The sequence below is a fragment of the Steroidobacter flavus genome, from assembly GCF_042651805.1.
GTDB classification, from domain to species: Bacteria; Pseudomonadota; Gammaproteobacteria; order Steroidobacterales; family Steroidobacteraceae; genus Steroidobacter; species Steroidobacter flavus.
Genome location: NZ_JBHSDU010000015.1, coordinates 2,225,324 through 2,241,505, shown reverse-complemented (window position 1 = coordinate 2,241,505; position 16,182 = coordinate 2,225,324). Strand labels below are relative to the sequence as shown.

Genomic DNA, 16,182 nt, shown 5'->3' with positions numbered 1-16,182 from the left:
GCTATAAGGATGCTTCGGGACACGTACCGGGAGAGCTGATGAGAAGACACCTGCCGCGCCTGCTGCTGACGGGCGCACTGCTGTCCCCTGTGACGCTGTACGCGCTGGGTCTGGGGGAAATTCGCCTGAATTCCGCCCTGAATCAGCCCTTCAATGCGGAAATCGAGCTGTTGTCGCCGACCACGGAGGAGCTGGGCAGCCTGAAGGTTGCGCTTGCCAGCAACGACGTGTTCTCGCGCTATGGCATCGACCGGCCGCAATACCTGAGCAACTTCGATTTCGCTGTCAGCCGGAACCGCGAAGGCAAGGCGACCATCAAAGTCACCTCGAATCGTTCGGTGACCGAGCCGTATGTGACGTTGCTGGTCGAGGCGACCTGGGCCCGCGGACGCTTGGTTCGCGAGTACACGGTGCTGCTCGATCCGCCGGTGTTCATGCCGTCGCAGAACGAAGCACCCGCTCCGGTCACGACGCCGCAGTCGGCGACGACCGCGGAAGGTCGCATCGAGCGTCGTCCGACGCCGGCCCCCGAGCAGCCCGCTCCTGTTCCGTCTCCGCGTGCCACCGCGCCTGCGCCGACGCCGGCTCCCGAGCGTACGCCTGAGCCGACCGCTCAGCGCGCCGAGCCGAGCAACGATCAGCAGATGATCATTGCTTCGCCGGGCAGCGAGTACACCGTTCAGCGTAACGACACGTTGTCGAAGATCGCGTCCGCCGCGAACCCCGGCAACCGTCGCGTCAACAACCGCACGATGATCGCGTTGTTCCGCGCGAACCCGCAGGCGTTCAGCGGCAACAACATCAATCGTCTGCGCGCCGGCAGCGTGCTGCGCATTCCCGATTTGTCCGAGATCGAGGCAGTCTCCAACGACGAAGCTTCCGCGGAAGTGGCTCGTCAGGCAGCGGAGTGGTCGGGCGGCGTCGTTGCCGACACCACGCCGGAAGCCGATCGCCTCCGGTTGGTGACGCCGCAAGAAACGCCGGCTCAGCCCGCGCCGGCCCCGGCTCCGCAGACGCAGGCTCAAACGCCGAAGCCGTCTACGTCGGCCGCGCCGAGCACGCCGGCCGCGCCGGATCGTCGTCTCGAAGTCGAGAATCCTGGCCTGGCGCAGGCTCAACGTAACATCGAGCCGAAGCCTGCCGAGCAGCCGCCAGTCGAACAGACGCCGCCGACGGAAGCTCAAGCGCCGACGCCGAGCGAACCGGCTCCGACTGCTGAACCGCAGCCTGCTCCCACGGCCGAACCGGCTCCGCAGACGCCGCGCGCTCAGACGCCGCCGGTTACGGAGACCCCTGAGCCGTCGCTGGTCGAACGCATCACTGAGTATTGGTGGGCGGTCGTGGCGCTCGGCCTCGCCGTCGTCATCGGTGTGTTGTTCATGCGCCGTCGTCGCGAGAGCGAGGACGATTCGCTCGATTCGCTGTCGTCGCCGCTCGCGTTCGATCCGCCGGCCGAACGTCCGGCCCGTGCGCTCGCGCCGTCGAACAAGGGCGGTCGCGCCGACGCGTTCCTCGTGGAAGGCGAGGACGACGCCGGTCTGGTGAAGACCAACCTCGACGAAGATCTGGATTTCGATGAGCCCGCGCCGCAGACCCTGCGTCGCGAGCCGGCACGTGGCTTCGAGCCCGCGGCCGCTCCGGCCGCTGCCCGCGCTGTCGAAGACACGATGAGCAGCGAGTCGGCGGTCCGCTTCGATCAGCAGGACGCGCTGGCCGAGGCCGACTTCCACATGGCGTACGGTCTGTACGACCAGGCCGCGGATCTGGTGAAGATCGCCATCGATCGCGAGCCGTCGCGTCGCGACCTGAAGTTGAAGCTGCTCGAGATCTACTTCGTCTGGGGCAACAAGGATCTGTTCCTCGACACCGCGCGCGATCTGTACGAGACGCGTGACGATGCCGCGCCGGGCGAGTGGGACAAGGTCCTGATCATGGGCAAGCAGATCGCCCCCGAGAACGACATGTTCCAGGGCGAAGGCAGTCATGTCGGCCTGGTCGACGTGAACCTCGAAGGCGGCGAGAACCGCGTCGACGTCGATTTGTTTGCCGAGCCGAACGGCGAAGAGCGCCAGGGCCTGGATCTGGAATTCGCCAGCGGCGAGCGCCGCGGTCCGAACGACGCGACCCAGGTCGCGAGCGATCTGGACTTCCTGCTCGACGAGCCGAACGACGACGACACTCAGGAACAGCGCACGCGTGAAATCGACGCGCTGGCCCGCACGCAGGAAACGCCGACCATCGAATCGCCGATGATCGATCGCGCGGCCTCGACCGTGCGCGAGAAGGTCGACAACGCGCTGTTCAGCAAGGGCACCAACACCGGCGATACCGCCGAGCTGTCCATCGACGATCTCGGCCTCGACGCCGACTCGCTCGATCAGGGCCGCGCGCTGGAAGACACGCATTCGCTCGACAAGGACACGATCGAAGACGTGCGGCCGCTGCGCGACGATGAAATGACCCAGCTGGCGCCGTCGCTGAGCAGCTTCGATCGCACGATGGAAGCGCCGCGCGTCGCGGAGCGCTTCGATGGCGACATCGAGAGCACCGGCACGATCTATATCGATCAGGTGGATCTGACCGGCGGCGGTGACACGGCCGAGCATCCACGTCCGGACGTGGACTCGACGGCGTCGATGAAGAGCTCGCTGGCGATGACCGACATCGACCTGGATCTGGACGATCTGAGCGATGCCCGCCCGAACTCGGACACCGTGCGTCATCCGCGCAAGGACGAGGACATTTTCTCGGGCGACGTGTTCGGCAGCGACGACCGCACGCAGGAAGTGCCGCGCGGCGGCCTCGATCTCGACGTGGGCGAGCCGCTGTCCTCGCACGAGGATCGCGAGCCGACGCAGCGTCACGCCATGGCAACCGAAATGGAGCTGTCCGAGCTCGAGCCGGTCACCATGAGCGAGGTCGGCACCAAGCTCGACCTGGCCCGCGCCTACATGGACATGGGCGACCCGGACGGTGCCCGCAGCATCCTCGACGAGGTGCTGTCGGAAGGTAATCCGAGCCAGAAGCAGGAAGCTCAGCGGCTCATGGATTCCATTCGCTGATAATTTGACGGCCGGGCTGTCGCCCGGCCTTTCCCACAGACTAGCTGCCGGGAGGAGATACCCCCTTCCCGACAGTCGCCGATACGTCGGCGGCAGACCCTGCGATAATTACGCGGCAGCGCTGAACTCTCATTCCCGCGTCTTTCCATTGCCAAACCTCTGAATGCCCCGAATCGCGCTCGGTATTGAATACGACGGCAGCAGCTTCGCTGGCTGGCAGTCGCAGTTGCACGCCACTGGAGTGCAGGCCGTGGTGGAGAAGGGCCTGTCGGTGGTGGCCGATCATCCCGTGGAAGTCGTCGCGGCGGGCCGCACGGACGCGGGTGTGCACGCGGCCATGCAAGTCGTTCACTTCGACACCACCGCAGATCGCACCGAGCGTTCCTGGCTGCTCGGCGCCGTGTCGAACATGCCGAAGGAAGTCAGTGTTCTCTGGTCGCGCGAAGTGCCGGAAGGGTTCCACGCGCGCTTCTCAGCCATCGCGCGTCGCTATAGATATGTGATCTTGAACCGCGTGCCGCGCCCGGCGCTGAACGCCCACCGCGCAGCCTGGGTCCGCGAGCACCTGGACGAGCAGCGCATGAACGAAGCGGCCCAACATCTGGTGGGCCTGCACGACTTTTCATCCTTTCGCGCCGCGCAGTGTCAGGCGCGGACCCCCATGCGTGACCTGCATGAAATCTCAGTGACGCGGCATGGCGAACTGGTCATTCTGACGGTCTGCGCGAACGCCTTCCTGCATCACATGGTGAGGAATATTGCCGGCGTGCTGATCGCGATCGGTACCGGCGAGCGGCCGGTGGACTGGACGGCCCAGGTGTTGGGCTACAAAGATCGGAAGCTGGGCGGCGTGACCGCCGTGCCGGGCGGCTTGTACCTGGCGGGCATCCGCTACGCCGCGGCCTTGAAACTGCCCAGCGAGCCGGAATTCACAGTTTTGGCGCCGGTCCCGGCAACTTGCCCGCAGGTTCGGGACCAAGTATAGATGCACCCCTCTCAATTCAGGCTGTCACCATGACCTGGTTCGAAAAGATCATGCCTTCGCGGATCAAGACCGAGCGCCGCACGCGCTCCGTCCCGGAAGGCCTGTGGATGAAGTGCTCGGCCTGCGACGCGGTTCTGTACCGCGCCGAGCTGGAGCGCAATCTGCACGTGTGTCCGAAGTGCGGTCATCACATGCGCATCGGCGCCCGCGACCGCCTGGAAGCGTTCCTCGATCCGGAAGGGCAGGTGGAGCTGGCCGACAATATCGAGCCGGAAGATCCGCTCAAATTCCGTGACACCAAGAAATATCGCGATCGTTTGCAGGCCGCGCAAAAGACCACGCAGGAGAAAGACGCATTGATCGTCATGACCGGCACGCTGATGAGCGAGCCCGTGGTGGCGTGCGCGTTCGAGTTCTCGTTCCTCGGCGGCTCGATGGGCTCCGCGGTGGGTGAGCGCTTCACGCGCGCAGCTGAGCATGCTCTCGAGCATCGCAAGCCGCTCATTTGTTTCTCCGCGAGCGGTGGCGCACGCATGCAGGAAGCGTTGTTGTCGCTGCTGCAAATGGCGAAGACCAGCTCCGCGCTCGCTCGCCTCGCGCAGGCCCGCATTCCCTATATCTCGGTGCTGACCGATCCGACGACGGGTGGCGTGTCCGCCAGTCTCGCGATGCTCGGCGACGTGAACATCGGCGAGCCCAAGGCGCTGATCGGTTTCGCCGGTGCGCGCGTCATTCAACAGACCGTGCGAGAGACGTTGCCCGAGGGGTTCCAGCGCAGCGAGTTCCTGCTGGAAAAGGGCGCGCTGGACATGATCGTCGACCGTCGTGACATGCGCGAGCGCATCGCCGGTCTGCTGACCATCTTCACGCACAAGCCGGCGCCGCAGCCGAAGGTCGCGGCTTAACCCGCACAATCACAGCGGCGCGTGACCCGCGCCGCTGCAGTCGCCGCGACATGAGCGAAGTTGTCGCCGCCACGCACGAGCATCCCTCCGCCGCGATAGTCGTCATGAAACCTCTGGCCGCAGTGATAATTGCTCCATGAAATCCCTGGCCGACTGGCTGCGCTGGCAGGAAACGCTGCATCCGAGCGCCATCGATCTCGGCTTGGACCGCATGCGTCGCACGCTGCAGCGGCTGAACTGGCAGCAGCCCGCGTGCCCCGTTATCACCGTCGCGGGCACGAACGGCAAAGGCTCAACCGTCGCGCTCACCTCGCAAATCCTGCGCGCGGCCGGCTATCGGGTCGGCACGTTCACCTCACCGCATCTGATTCGTTACAACGAGCGCATCGTCATCGATGGGCGCGAAGTGTCCGATGCGTCGCTGGTCGCGGCGTTCGAGCGCATCGAAGCAGTGCGCGGCACTGACACACTCACATTCTTCGAGTTCAACACCATCGCCGCGTTGCTCGTGTTCGACACCGCGGGTGTCGATGCCATCGTGCTCGAAGTCGGGCTCGGCGGACGTCTCGACAGCGTCAATGTTGTCGATGCCGATGTGGCGATCGTCAGCTCCATCGCGCTGGATCACACCGACTGGTTAGGCCCGGACGTCGAAACCATCGGTCGCGAGAAGGCCGGTATTTTCCGCGCGGGCAAGCCCGCGATCTTCGGCTCGCGCGACATGCCCACATCCATCGGTGATGTCGCTCAAGAGCTGGGCGCGCCGCTGTATCGCCTCGGGGAAGATTTCGACTGGCAGCGCGAGGGCCAGCGCTGGTCGTGGCGCGGACGAACGACGAGTTACGACAACCTCCTACGCCCCGCGCTTCACGGCGAACTGCAGTTTGATAACGCCTCGGCTGTGCTGTGCGCGTTGGAATGTCTGTCGTCGCGACTGCCAGTGACGCGCGAAGCGATCGAGACCGGTCTGCAGAAAGTGACGTTGCCTGGACGCTTTCAGGTCGTGCGTCGGACCGAGCCGGTTTCCCGCGGGATTTCCTCGGCCGCGCTACTTGGGTCGCACAGCCTCCCGGTGGCGGTCGATTGGATTCTCGATGTCGCGCATAACCCCGCGGCGGCCCAGGCACTCTCCGGACAGCTCGCATCGCGGCCCACGGGCGGACGAACCCTCGCGGTCTGCGGCATCCTGGGCGACAAGGACATCGAAGGCATCGCGACCGCTCTGCGTAATTCATTCGACAGCTGGATCGTTGTCGGAGTGCCAAGCGCTCGTGCCGTCCCTGTCCATGACCTGGCGGAAAGACTGGCCAAGATGGGCGCACACATAGCGAAGACTGCCGCGACGGTCGCGGACGGTTGCGAAGCCGCGCGCATGATGGCGCATGCCGGCGATCGCATCGTCGTGTTCGGCTCGTTTCTGACCGTCGGGCCCGCGCTCGAATGGCTGCAAGCAGGAAACTGAGTTCCAGTCGTTAAGTCGCGTGTCGTTCGCGCGCCGCGCCTTTTATACTTCGCGCCGTGGAACGCCCTGTTAAAGAACGCCTGATCGGCGCGGCTGTGTTGATGGCCGCGGCCATCATCCTGATTCCCGAGATGCTCTCGGGACCCAGCCGCGAATCCGCGGAGAAACAGGCGCAGACGGCTGACAACGGTGGGGGCAGCGGCGAAGCTGCGATCAAGACCTACACCATCGATCTGAACAAGGCGCCCGGTTCCCAGCCGCCGACGCCAGTCGAGCAAACTGACAATCGCGCGCCACCGCCGGAAGAAGCGCCGCCGCCGGAGACGTCAGCACCTGAGCAAGCCGCGCAGCCGCCTGCCGCGACTCAGGTTTCCCCTGAACCAAAAGCACCCACACCCGCTGAGCAGCCCGAAACTCCGAAACCAGAGCCGCGCAGTGAATCTCCGCGCCAGGTGGCCGCACAGCCAGCGCGTGCCGAGGCGCCGCCCAAGCCTGAGCCGAAACCTGAATCGAGGCCTGAATCGCCCAAACCCGAGCCGCGAGCCGTTGCTTCCGCGCCGTCCGCCCCCAAGTCGGCGGTTCCTACGGGCAAAGGCTGGGCTGTGCAATTGGCAAGTTATGCCAGCGAGGCGACGGCGGAGCGGGTCATGAACGAATGGCGCGGTAAAGGTCAGAGCGCTTTCGTGATGCCGGTGACCACTGGTGGCAAGACGCTATATCGCGTCCGTATTGGTCCCACCAAGGATCGCGCTAGTGCCGATGCCGTGCTGAAGGTCGTAAAGGCTTCCATCCCGAGCGCCGCCGTGGTGGCGCATCCGTGAGCGCTCCGTTGTTTCCAAACCGAGCCGCGCTGATAGAATTCGCGCGCCCCAGGTCGCGAGGCCGTAAATCGTTGTTGCGCTTATGAATGGTGCTGACTACCTGATTATCGGCGTGTTGGTTCTTTCGATGGTGTTGGGGTTCGTCCGCGGATTCGTCCGAGAGGCCATTGGCGTGATCGCGTGGCTGGGCGGACTGTGGCTCGCCTGGCGTTATGCTCACGTGGTGGAGCCGCTGCTGGCAGGCAGAGTCGGTGATCCTCCGGTAAGCACCTGGGCCGCGCGTACGCTGATCGTGCTCGCGGTACTGATCGTCGGCTGGATCCTCGCGGGCATCCTCAGTTACATGCTCCGCCATTCGGGTCTTAGCATCATGGTGGACCGCCTGCTCGGGCTGGTCACCGGTTTCGTGCGCGGCGCGGTGATCGTCGCGGTATTCGTGTTGTTGGGGCAGTTCGTGCAGCTCACCTCAACCCACTGGTGGAAGGGCTCACGGCTGATCCCATATGCCTCGGAAGCGGCAGGTTGGCTGCAATCGTTTGCGGAGACCGGTATGAGCGTGCTGGACAAGCAGGCTCGCGGTTCCGCGTTGAGCAAAGCAGGAGTCTGAGCATGTGTGGCATCGTTGGCATCGTCGGACACAGTCCGGTCAATCAACAGATCTACGACGCGCTCACGGTCTTGCAGCACCGTGGTCAGGATGCCGCGGGCATCATGACGTACCACGACGGCGAGCTCTTCATGCGCAAGAAGACCGGCCTGGTGCGCGACGTGTTCCAGGAAAATCACATGCTGAAGCTGAAGGGCAACGTGGGCATCGGCCACGTGCGCTATCCCACGGCCGGCTGTGACAGCGCCTCCGAAGCGCAACCGTTCTTCGTAAATTCGCCGTACGGCATTTGCCTCGGCCACAACGGTAATCTCACCAACACCGCCGAGCTCGCCGAAGTCCTGACGCGTGAAGATCTGCGTCACCTGAACACCACCTCCGATTCCGAAGTCCTGCTCAACGTGCTGGCGAGCGAGCTGTCCCGCGTGCGGACACCGCGTGCTTCAGCCGCGGATATCTTCTCCGCGCTGAGCGCCGTTTATCGCCGCGTGCGTGGTGGCTTCGCGGTTGTCACGATGATCGTCGGTCACGGCCTGCTCGGCTTCCGCGATCCGCACGGCATTCGCCCGCTGGTGCTCGGCAAGCGCGAGTCGGCGCAGGGTCCTGAGTACATGCTGGCGTCGGAGAGCGTGGCGCTGGACATGCTCGGCTTCACGCTGGAGCGCGATGTGAATCCGGGCGAGGCGGTGTTCATCGACGAACACGGTCGCCTGTACTCGCAACAGTGCGCGCCGGCCGCGAAACATACGCCGTGCATTTTCGAGTACGTTTATTTCGCGCGCCCCGATTCGAAGATGGACAACATCTCGGTGCACAAGGCGCGGCTGCGCATGGGCGATCTGCTTGCCGAGAAGATCAAGCGCGTCTGGCCGGATCACGACATCGATGTGGTCATTCCGATTCCCGATACGAGCCGCACGGCGGCGGTGCAGGTCGCGCAGTTGCTCGGCGTGAAGTACCGCGAAGGCTTCGTGAAGAACCGCTACATCGGCCGCACGTTCATCATGCCGGGCCAGGAACAGCGCAAGAAGTCCGTGCGCTCCAAGCTGAACGTCATCGACCTCGAGTTCCGCGGTAAGAACGTGCTGCTGATCGATGACTCCATCGTGCGTGGCACGACCTCTGCGCAGATCATCGATCTCGCGCGCGAAGCTGGCGCTCGTCGCGTGTACTTCGCGTCGGCCGCTCCGCCGGTGCGCCACGCCAACGTGTACGGCATCGACATGCCGACGGCCTCCGAGCTGGTCGCCAGCAACAAGACCGACGAGGAAGTCGCCAAGTCCATTGGCGCGGACAAGCTGATCTATCAGGACCTCGACGACCTGGTCCGCGCGTGCCTGCACCACGACTCGCATATCGAGCAGTTCGATACGTCGTGCTTCTCGGGCGAGTACGTCACGGGCGACATCACGCCGGCGTACCTGAAGCGTCTGGAGGACGAGCGCTCGGATCAGGCCAAGGCGAAGCGTCGTCAGTCGCCGTCGCTGAAAGCTATCCGCGCGGTGTGAGCAACCTGGCCGGCATTGTGAGCTGACGACATGGCTCTACCTGCCGGCCCTGCCTCCCGTCCGCTCGCCGCGGCGTCCGCCACCCTGGCGCCGCGCATCCTGATCATCACCGATCACTTGGAGCTGGCGCGGGCTCTCGAACATCACATCTCCATCGTCTGGGCGGACGCCGAGTGCCGGGTTCACGCCCCGATGATTTCTGGACGTCTGCATTCCGCTTTCGCCGCCGTTGGATACGACGCGGTGCTGCTGGATGATCGCAGCGAGCGTGGCCGCGGGGAGGAGTGGTTGGAGAATTTCCTGTATCGCTCCGGCTTCCCACCGATTGTCTATCTCGCCCCCGGCGACGATCCCGCGTTGGCCGCCCGCGCGGTGAAGCGCGGTGCTATTGAGTGCGTCGTGCGCGAGCGCATTGATCATCGACGCCTCGCAAACTCGCTGCGCGATGCCGTTCAGCGTCGCCGCCAGGAATTGGCGCTGTGGCGTACCAGCGCGCAGGCTATGCAGCTGTCGCGCTTCGGGCCGGTGACCATTCTCGGCCATCGTTTCATTCGCGAACTCGCCATCGGCGGCACATCGATGGTGTATCTCGCCGAAAGCGAGCGCGCGGGCGACCTGGTCGTGTTGAAAGTGCTGCGAGACGCGCCGGAGACGGGCGATCAGCACATGCAGTTCTCGCGCTTCCTGCAGGAATACGAGCTGATCTCGAAGATCCTTCATCCCAACGTGGTGCGCATTTTCGATCTGGGCATTTCCGACGATCACGCCTACATCGCCATGGAATATTTCCAGCGCGGCGATTTGCGCGGGCGGATCGGGAAGGGCATCGAGCCGCGGCAGGCGTTGCAGTATCTGGTGCAAATGGCGGCGGCGTTGCAGGTGGTGCACGAGGTCGGCGTGCTGCATCGGGATTTGAAGCCCGGCAATATCATGGAGCGCGCCGATGGCTCGCTCGCCCTCATCGATTTCGGTCTGGCGAAGCACACTGAAGTTGATATGGATATGACGGGTGCCGGCGAAATTTTCGGCACGCCGTATTACATGAGTCCGGAGCAGGGGCACGGCCAGCCGCTCGACGAGCGCAGCGATTTGTATAGTCTGGGTGTGATTTTCTACGAAATGCTGACGGGCAAGAAACCGTTCCTCGCGCCGACTCCGATGGGCGTCATCTATCTCCATGGCAACGCTCCGCGGCCGGAGTTGAATGCGGAGCTGAGTGCGTATCAGCCGCTGCTGAGCAAGCTGATCGCGATCGAGCCGGCGGATCGGTTCGCATCCGCGCGTGAGTTGGTCGCTGCCGCGATGACGCTTGAGGCCGCGCAAGTATGAATGCAGTGACGATAGACAACGAGGTTGTAACTTCGCGAGCCGGTGAAGTCGTGGCATCCGATGCGACCGTTCACGTCGATGCTGTCGCGTCTGGCGCTAGCGCGCCGCCGCTTTCTATTGAAGGCGATGTGCAGTCGAAGGGCTTTGTGGCCGGCGACACGCGTGGTACTGCCGCGCCGTCGCGCTATGCTGGCGTACTACTCGCGGCGACGCCGGCGCGTTGGTATGAGGTTGCTTGCGAGCGCTGGCGCGAGCTTCTGGTCGATCACGCCAATTGCGAGAAAAAGGCTGCGTCGACTGCGTTGAGCCTGATCTTCTCTTATCCCGAAGACATGGCGCTCACCGACAAAATGTCTCGTCTCGCCCGCGAAGAGCTGCGTCACTTCGAGCAGGTGCAGAAGCTCATGCAAGAGCTGAAAGTTCCTTTCTCTCGTATGCAGCCGTCGCGCTATGGGGCGGGCTTGCGGGCCGCGACCCATCGCGCCGAACCGGAGCGACTGTTAGATTTGTTACTGTGTGGCGCGCTCATCGAAGCCCGCTCGTGCGAGCGCTTCGAAGGCCTCGGTCCACTGTTGACTGAGCCGCTGCGCGGCTTCTACACCGGACTCGCTGTATCAGAAGCGAGGCATCAAAGTTTGTATCTGCGCCTGGCCGAGCAGAGAGCCGGTGACATCGACTGGCGCGCCCGCCTGCAGCAGCTCGCCGAGATCGAAGCGGATTTGGCTACGAGCCCCGATGAGCAATTCCGCTTCCACTCCGGCTCACCCGCCTTCTGACGCAGACTGCTGCGCCTCCTATTCCGGGCCAGCGCCGCAGGTCCCAAAGAATAACTGCTGTGTCCGAAGCGCGCTGACGGCCTTCAGCGTCTCAGCCCGGCCAACTCAAATCCCTGCTCATCCCAGCGAAGCACGCTGCCTTGCTCATACCAATCGCCTAACACGATGCGCTTGAATGCGTGGTCCCCGACCGAAACATCGTGGATCGCCGGCCGATGCGTATGCCCATGCACGATCACCTCCGCCTGCTCCTGCTCGAAGGTCCGCCGAACAGCTCCTTGGTTCACATCCATGATCTGCGGCGCCGTCCGGTCCTTCGACTCGATGTGTTTCTTGCTGCCCGCCCGCATCTTCGTCGCCAGCTTCTGCCGTTGCCCCAACGACAAACATCGCAAAATAAACTGCACGAAGGGATTGCGTACGATGCGTCGTAGCCGCTGATAGTCGGGGTCGTCGATGCACAGCGTGTCGCCATGCATGAGCAGCACGCGCTTGCCGTACAGCTCGATCAACGTGCCATCCGGCAACAACTTCACGCCGGTCTCCTTGGCAAACCGCCGCCCGATCAAAAAATCCCGATTGCCGTGAATGAAATAAACGGGCACGCCGCCGTGAGTCAGCGACTTCAGCGCAGCGATCACGCGGCGCTTATCCGGATCGGGGTCGTCATCCCCAATCCACGCTTCGAACAGATCGCCCAGGATGTAAAGCCCGGACGACTGCCGGGCCTCGCGGTCGAGGAACTCGAGAAACTGCGCCGTGATGTCGGGGCGCTCGCCGTCCAGGTGCAGGTCGGAGATGAACAGCGTCGGCCGAGCCTCGCTCATTGCAACACTTCGACCCGCTTGATCACGATGGGCTGCATCGGGGCGTCGCGATCGAACGGACCGACGCTGCCAGTGGCCACCGCGCCAATGTCATCGACCACGTTCATCCCATCGATCACGCGACCGAACACGGTGTAACCCCAGCGGCTGGGTTGCGGATCGAGCGCCGCGTTGTCCGCCAGGTTCACGTAGAACTGCGCCGTGCCGCTGTGAGGCTCGCCGGTGCGCGCCAGGCCCACCATGCCGCGACGGTTCGACAGGCCGTTGCCCGACTCGTTGGGCGTGGCGGGGCGAGTGGGCTTTTCGACATATTTGGTGTCGAAGCCGCCGCCCTGGACCACGAAGTTGCCGATCACGCGATGGAACACGGTGTCGGTGTAGAAGCCGGCTTTCGCGTATTCGAGAAAGGAGGCCACGGTCAGCGGCGCACGCTGCGGGTCCAGCTCGATGGTGAAGCTGCCCAGGGTCGTGTCCACCCGCACGCGGGGCGCGGCCGACTGGGCCGAGACCAGCGATGCGAGACCGAGCGCCAGGACGGCCGTCAGGGCGAGGAGGCGAGCAAATCCGGGAATGCGCATGAGTGACCGCCGTAGGGATAAGGCCGGCGATCTTATCAAAAGGGCCGTGCGACGCCGGCTACCCGGTCTCCCGCAGGATATCCTCGGCCGCGCTGCTTGGATCGCGCGGCCTCCTGGTCTTACAGCGCCGACCGCCCCGGCCGTATAGAATGCGCGGCTACATGGACGCAAGCCCTTCAATGTCCTCAGATTCGATGTCTTCAGCATCCCCCGACCCGCTCGTTACGCGCTTCGCCCCCAGTCCCTCTGGGTACCTGCATTTAGGCAATGCGCGCACCGCGCTGCTGAGTTTCCTCGCGGCTCGCAAGGCCGGCGGGCGCTTCATCCTGCGCGTCGAGGACACCGACGAGGTGCGCTCCAGCGAAGAGCACATGCTCGCCCTGTTCGCCGACCTGAAATGGCTGGGCCTCAATTGGGACGAGGGCCCGGACATCGGCGGTCCGCATGCGAGCTATCGCCAGCAGGAGCGCGGGGCCATTTATCAGCGGTATCTGTCGCAGCTGGACGCGGCGGGACTGACCTATCAGTGCTTCTGTACGCCCGCCGAGCTGAACATTTCTCGCAAGCGCCAGCTCGCCGCCGGCCAGCCGCCGCGCTATGCCGGCACCTGCCGGAATCTCACGACGGAAGAGCGCGCTGACCGACTGGTTCGCGGCTTGCCCGCGGCTCTGCGATTCCGCGTGCCCGAGGGACAGATCGTATCGTTCGTGGATGTGGTCCACGGCGAGCAGCGCTTCAACAGCAGCGACATCGGCGATTTCATCATCCGCCGCACCGACGGCAGCACCGCGTTCTTTTTCTCGAACGCAGTGGACGATGCGCTGATGGGCGTGACGCTGGTCCTGCGCGGCGACGATCACATGACCAACACGCCGCGTCAGATCCTCATTCTGCAGGCGCTGAGCCTGCGCATTCCTCAGTACGCGCACGTCGCGCTGCTGCTCGGCATGGATGGCGCGCCGCTGTCGAAGCGTCATGGCGATACCAGCTTGCGAGACCTGCGCGAGCGCGGTTATCTGCCCGGCGCTTTGCGAAATCATTTGGTGCGGCTCGGTCACTCCTGCGTGAGCGATGGCTGGCTCGACGACGCCGGCCTGATCGCGGACTTCGATTTGAATCGCCTGGGCCGCGCCGCGGCCAAGTTCGATGACGCGCAGTTGCGTCACTGGCAGAAAGAAACGGTCGCCCATCTATCGACGGACGAGTTCGTGCAGTGGATTGCGGCCGAGCTGCCTGCCGGCCTCGATCCGCAGCAGCAGGTGCAGTTCGTCAATGTCGTGCGCGCGAATATCGAGCTGCCGTCGGATGCTCGGGTTTGGGCGAAGGTGGTGTTCGGCAAGCTGGACGAGTTCGAGCCGACCGCACTCGCTGCAATTCGCGAGGCGGGCGAGGGCTTTTTCACTGAGGCCCTGAAGGTCATCGGCCATCCCGGCTCGGAATTCAAACAGGCCGCGAAAGCGCTGGGGCAGGCCGCCGGCAAGAAAGGCCCGGCGCTGTTCATGCCGCTGCGCGCGGCGCTGACTGGCTTTACCCACGGGCCGGAACTGGCGCCCATGCTCGCCCTGCTGCCGTTCGCCGAGGTGCAGGCGCGTCTCGAGCATGCCCGCCGGCTCGCGGTCTGACACAATCCGTCTATGCAGATATTCAACTCACTGACCGGTCGCAAAGAAACGTTCCGCTCTCTGCAGGACGGCGTGGTCCGCATGTATGTCTGCGGCGATACGGTTTATGACTTCTGCCACATCGGTCATGCGCGCTCGAAAGTCGCTTTCGACGTCGTTCGCCGTTACCTAGAGTACCGGGGCAACGAGGTAGTGTTCGTTCGAAACATCACGGACATCGACGACAAGATCATCAATCGCGCCCACGAGAATGGCGAGTCCATCCATTCGCTGACCGATCGTTTCATCAAATACATGCACGAGGACTACGATCGCCTCGGCATTCTGCGTCCGACCCACGAGCCGAAGGCGACCGAGCACATTGCCGGCATCATCCAGATGACACAGCAGCTCATCGACAAGGGCTACGCCTACGTCGCGAGCAATGGCGACGTGTTGTATTCCGTGTCGAAGTTCGCGCCGTATGGAAAATTGTCGGGCCGAAATCTAGAAGACATGCGAGCGGGTGCGCGCGTGGCGGTCGACGAGGCCAAGCACGATCCGGCGGACTTCGTGTTGTGGAAGCGCGCGAAGCCGGGCGAGCCGTTCTGGCCGTCGCCTTGGGGCGATGGCCGGCCGGGCTGGCACATCGAATGCTCCGCGATGTCGCTCGATCTGCTCGGCTCGCGGTTCGATATTCACGGCGGCGGCATGGATTTGAAGTTTCCCCATCACGAGAACGAGATCGCGCAGTCGTGCGCGGCGACGGACGATTCGTTCGCGCAGTACTGGATGCATAACGGCTTCGTGAATGTCGACGATGAGAAGATGTCGAAGTCGCTGAACAACTTCTTCCGTATTCGAGATGTGCTCGATTCGGGGAAGCTGCGGGATCCGGAAGTGCTGCGGTTCTTCCTCGTGTCCAGCCAATACCGCGGGCCGATCAATTATTCGCTCGTTCAAATTGAGCAGGCGGATGCGGCGTTGGGGCGGCTCTACACCGCGTTACGCGATGTGACACCTTCCACTGGGTTTGAGCCCGGTGAGGCGACGCGACGGTTCGAAGAGGCGATGGATGATGACTTCAACACGCCCGATGCCATCGCTGCGCTACAAACATTAGCTACTGAGATCAATCGCGCTAAGAGCGCGGGCGACGCCGCTACCGCAGGCGCACTCGCGGCGGAGCTTAAGAAGCTGGCGGATGTGCTGGGGTTGTTGAAGCTTTCGCCTGAGGCGTTTCTTCAGAAGGGCATCGGTTCTTCTGCGCTGAGCGATGCGGACATCGAGCGGCTGATTGGTGAGCGCAAGGCGGCTCGCGTTGGTCGTAATTTCAAAGAAGCCGACCGGCTTAGACAGCAATTGTCCGATGCCGGGATCGTGCTTGAAGACAAGCCGGACGGGACTACTACTTGGCGTCGGAGCTGAGGCTCCCGTAACAGACGTCGGTGGCTTGCGCTGCCGGCGTTGTCGGAGTCGGAGTCGGAAGCGTCGGTGGTCCGGCGTCGCCAGGGTGAGGGATCTCCTCCCCGGCACCGCGACACACGCCGGCGCTACGCTTCGCTCCCTCTCCCAGTTTCGAGCGACAGCAAGAAACGCCCAGCGCTCGTAGAGCGCGCTAGCTTGCGAACGAAGTTCGCTGGAGTGGGCTCCGCTCAACCGCATCGGCGGCGTCGGGAGGGTCTATCTCCTCCTGGCAGCCTCGAACAAGAGGGACCTTG

Annotated in this window: 12 protein-coding genes and 1 pseudogene; 11 read left to right on the top strand and 2 right to left on the bottom strand. The window is 63.9% G+C overall.

All coding sequences use genetic code 11. The annotated features are described in order from the left end of the window. Positions 1 to 38 precede the first annotated feature (38 nt). The 9 genes and pseudogenes from ACFPN2_RS36720 (at position 39) to ACFPN2_RS36680 (ending at position 11,455) form a co-directional block, all read left to right on the top strand. Positions 39 to 3,062, top strand: coding sequence for a motility hub landmark protein FimV (locus ACFPN2_RS36720; RefSeq protein ID WP_380606038.1), 3,024 nt, complete (start codon positions 39 to 41; stop codon positions 3,060 to 3,062). 163 nt (positions 3,063 to 3,225) lie between these two features. Then, on the top strand, positions 3,226 to 4,047 hold the full coding sequence (truA, locus tag ACFPN2_RS36715) for a tRNA pseudouridine(38-40) synthase TruA (RefSeq protein ID WP_380606036.1): 822 nt from the start codon (positions 3,226 to 3,228) through the stop codon (positions 4,045 to 4,047). Between the two features lie 29 nt (positions 4,048 to 4,076). Beyond that, positions 4,077 to 4,931, top strand: a pseudogene (gene accD / locus ACFPN2_RS36710) (acetyl-CoA carboxylase, carboxyltransferase subunit beta); the annotation flags it as partial. A 157-nt stretch (positions 4,932 to 5,088) separates the two neighbouring features. Further along, on the top strand, positions 5,089 to 6,414 hold the full coding sequence (gene folC, locus ACFPN2_RS36705; protein WP_380606034.1) for a bifunctional tetrahydrofolate synthase/dihydrofolate synthase: 1,326 nt from the start codon (positions 5,089 to 5,091) through the stop codon (positions 6,412 to 6,414). 56 nt (positions 6,415 to 6,470) lie between these two features. Further along, entirely contained in the window at positions 6,471 to 7,235 is a 765-nt protein-coding gene (locus tag ACFPN2_RS36700) for an SPOR domain-containing protein (RefSeq protein ID WP_380606032.1), read from the top strand. Between the two features lie 82 nt (positions 7,236 to 7,317). Further along, positions 7,318 to 7,842: a CvpA family protein gene (locus ACFPN2_RS36695; RefSeq protein WP_380606030.1), complete on the top strand. Its 525-nt coding sequence runs from the start codon at positions 7,318 to 7,320 to the stop codon at positions 7,840 to 7,842. A 2-nt stretch (positions 7,843 to 7,844) separates the two neighbouring features. Then, positions 7,845 to 9,350 carry an amidophosphoribosyltransferase gene (gene purF / locus ACFPN2_RS36690; RefSeq protein WP_380606028.1) on the top strand — a complete coding sequence of 502 codons (1,506 nt, stop codon included), beginning with the start codon at positions 7,845 to 7,847 and terminating at the stop codon, positions 9,348 to 9,350. 30 nt (positions 9,351 to 9,380) lie between these two features. Next, a complete protein-coding gene (locus tag ACFPN2_RS36685; RefSeq protein WP_380606026.1) occupies positions 9,381 to 10,679 on the top strand; it encodes a protein kinase domain-containing protein in 1,299 nt (432 codons plus the stop codon). Continuing rightward, complete coding sequence (locus ACFPN2_RS36680; protein WP_380606024.1) at positions 10,676 to 11,455, top strand: MiaE family protein; 780 nt, start codon at positions 10,676 to 10,678, stop codon at positions 11,453 to 11,455. Before ACFPN2_RS36685 ends, ACFPN2_RS36680 begins: the two co-directional genes overlap by 4 nt. An 83-nt stretch (positions 11,456 to 11,538) precedes the next feature. On the opposite strand, the gene lpxH is transcribed toward ACFPN2_RS36680, so the two are convergent. Further along, a complete protein-coding gene (gene lpxH, locus ACFPN2_RS36675) occupies positions 11,539 to 12,282 on the bottom strand; it encodes a UDP-2,3-diacylglucosamine diphosphatase (protein ID WP_380606022.1) in 744 nt (247 codons plus the stop codon). Then, a complete protein-coding gene (locus ACFPN2_RS36670) occupies positions 12,279 to 12,860 on the bottom strand; it encodes a peptidylprolyl isomerase (RefSeq protein ID WP_380606020.1) in 582 nt (193 codons plus the stop codon). The genes lpxH and ACFPN2_RS36670 overlap by 4 nt, the downstream gene beginning before the upstream one ends. Positions 12,861 to 13,054: 194 nt before the next feature. Between ACFPN2_RS36670 and gltX the strand changes: the two genes are divergently transcribed. Both gltX and cysS read left to right on the top strand, forming a co-directional pair. Next, on the top strand, positions 13,055 to 14,482 hold the full coding sequence (gene gltX / locus ACFPN2_RS36665; RefSeq protein ID WP_380606018.1) for a glutamate--tRNA ligase: 1,428 nt from the start codon (positions 13,055 to 13,057) through the stop codon (positions 14,480 to 14,482). A 12-nt stretch (positions 14,483 to 14,494) separates the two neighbouring features. Then, positions 14,495 to 15,889, top strand: coding sequence for a cysteine--tRNA ligase (gene cysS, locus ACFPN2_RS36660; protein ID WP_380606016.1), 1,395 nt, complete (start codon positions 14,495 to 14,497; stop codon positions 15,887 to 15,889). Positions 15,890 to 16,182: the final 293 nt, after the last annotated feature.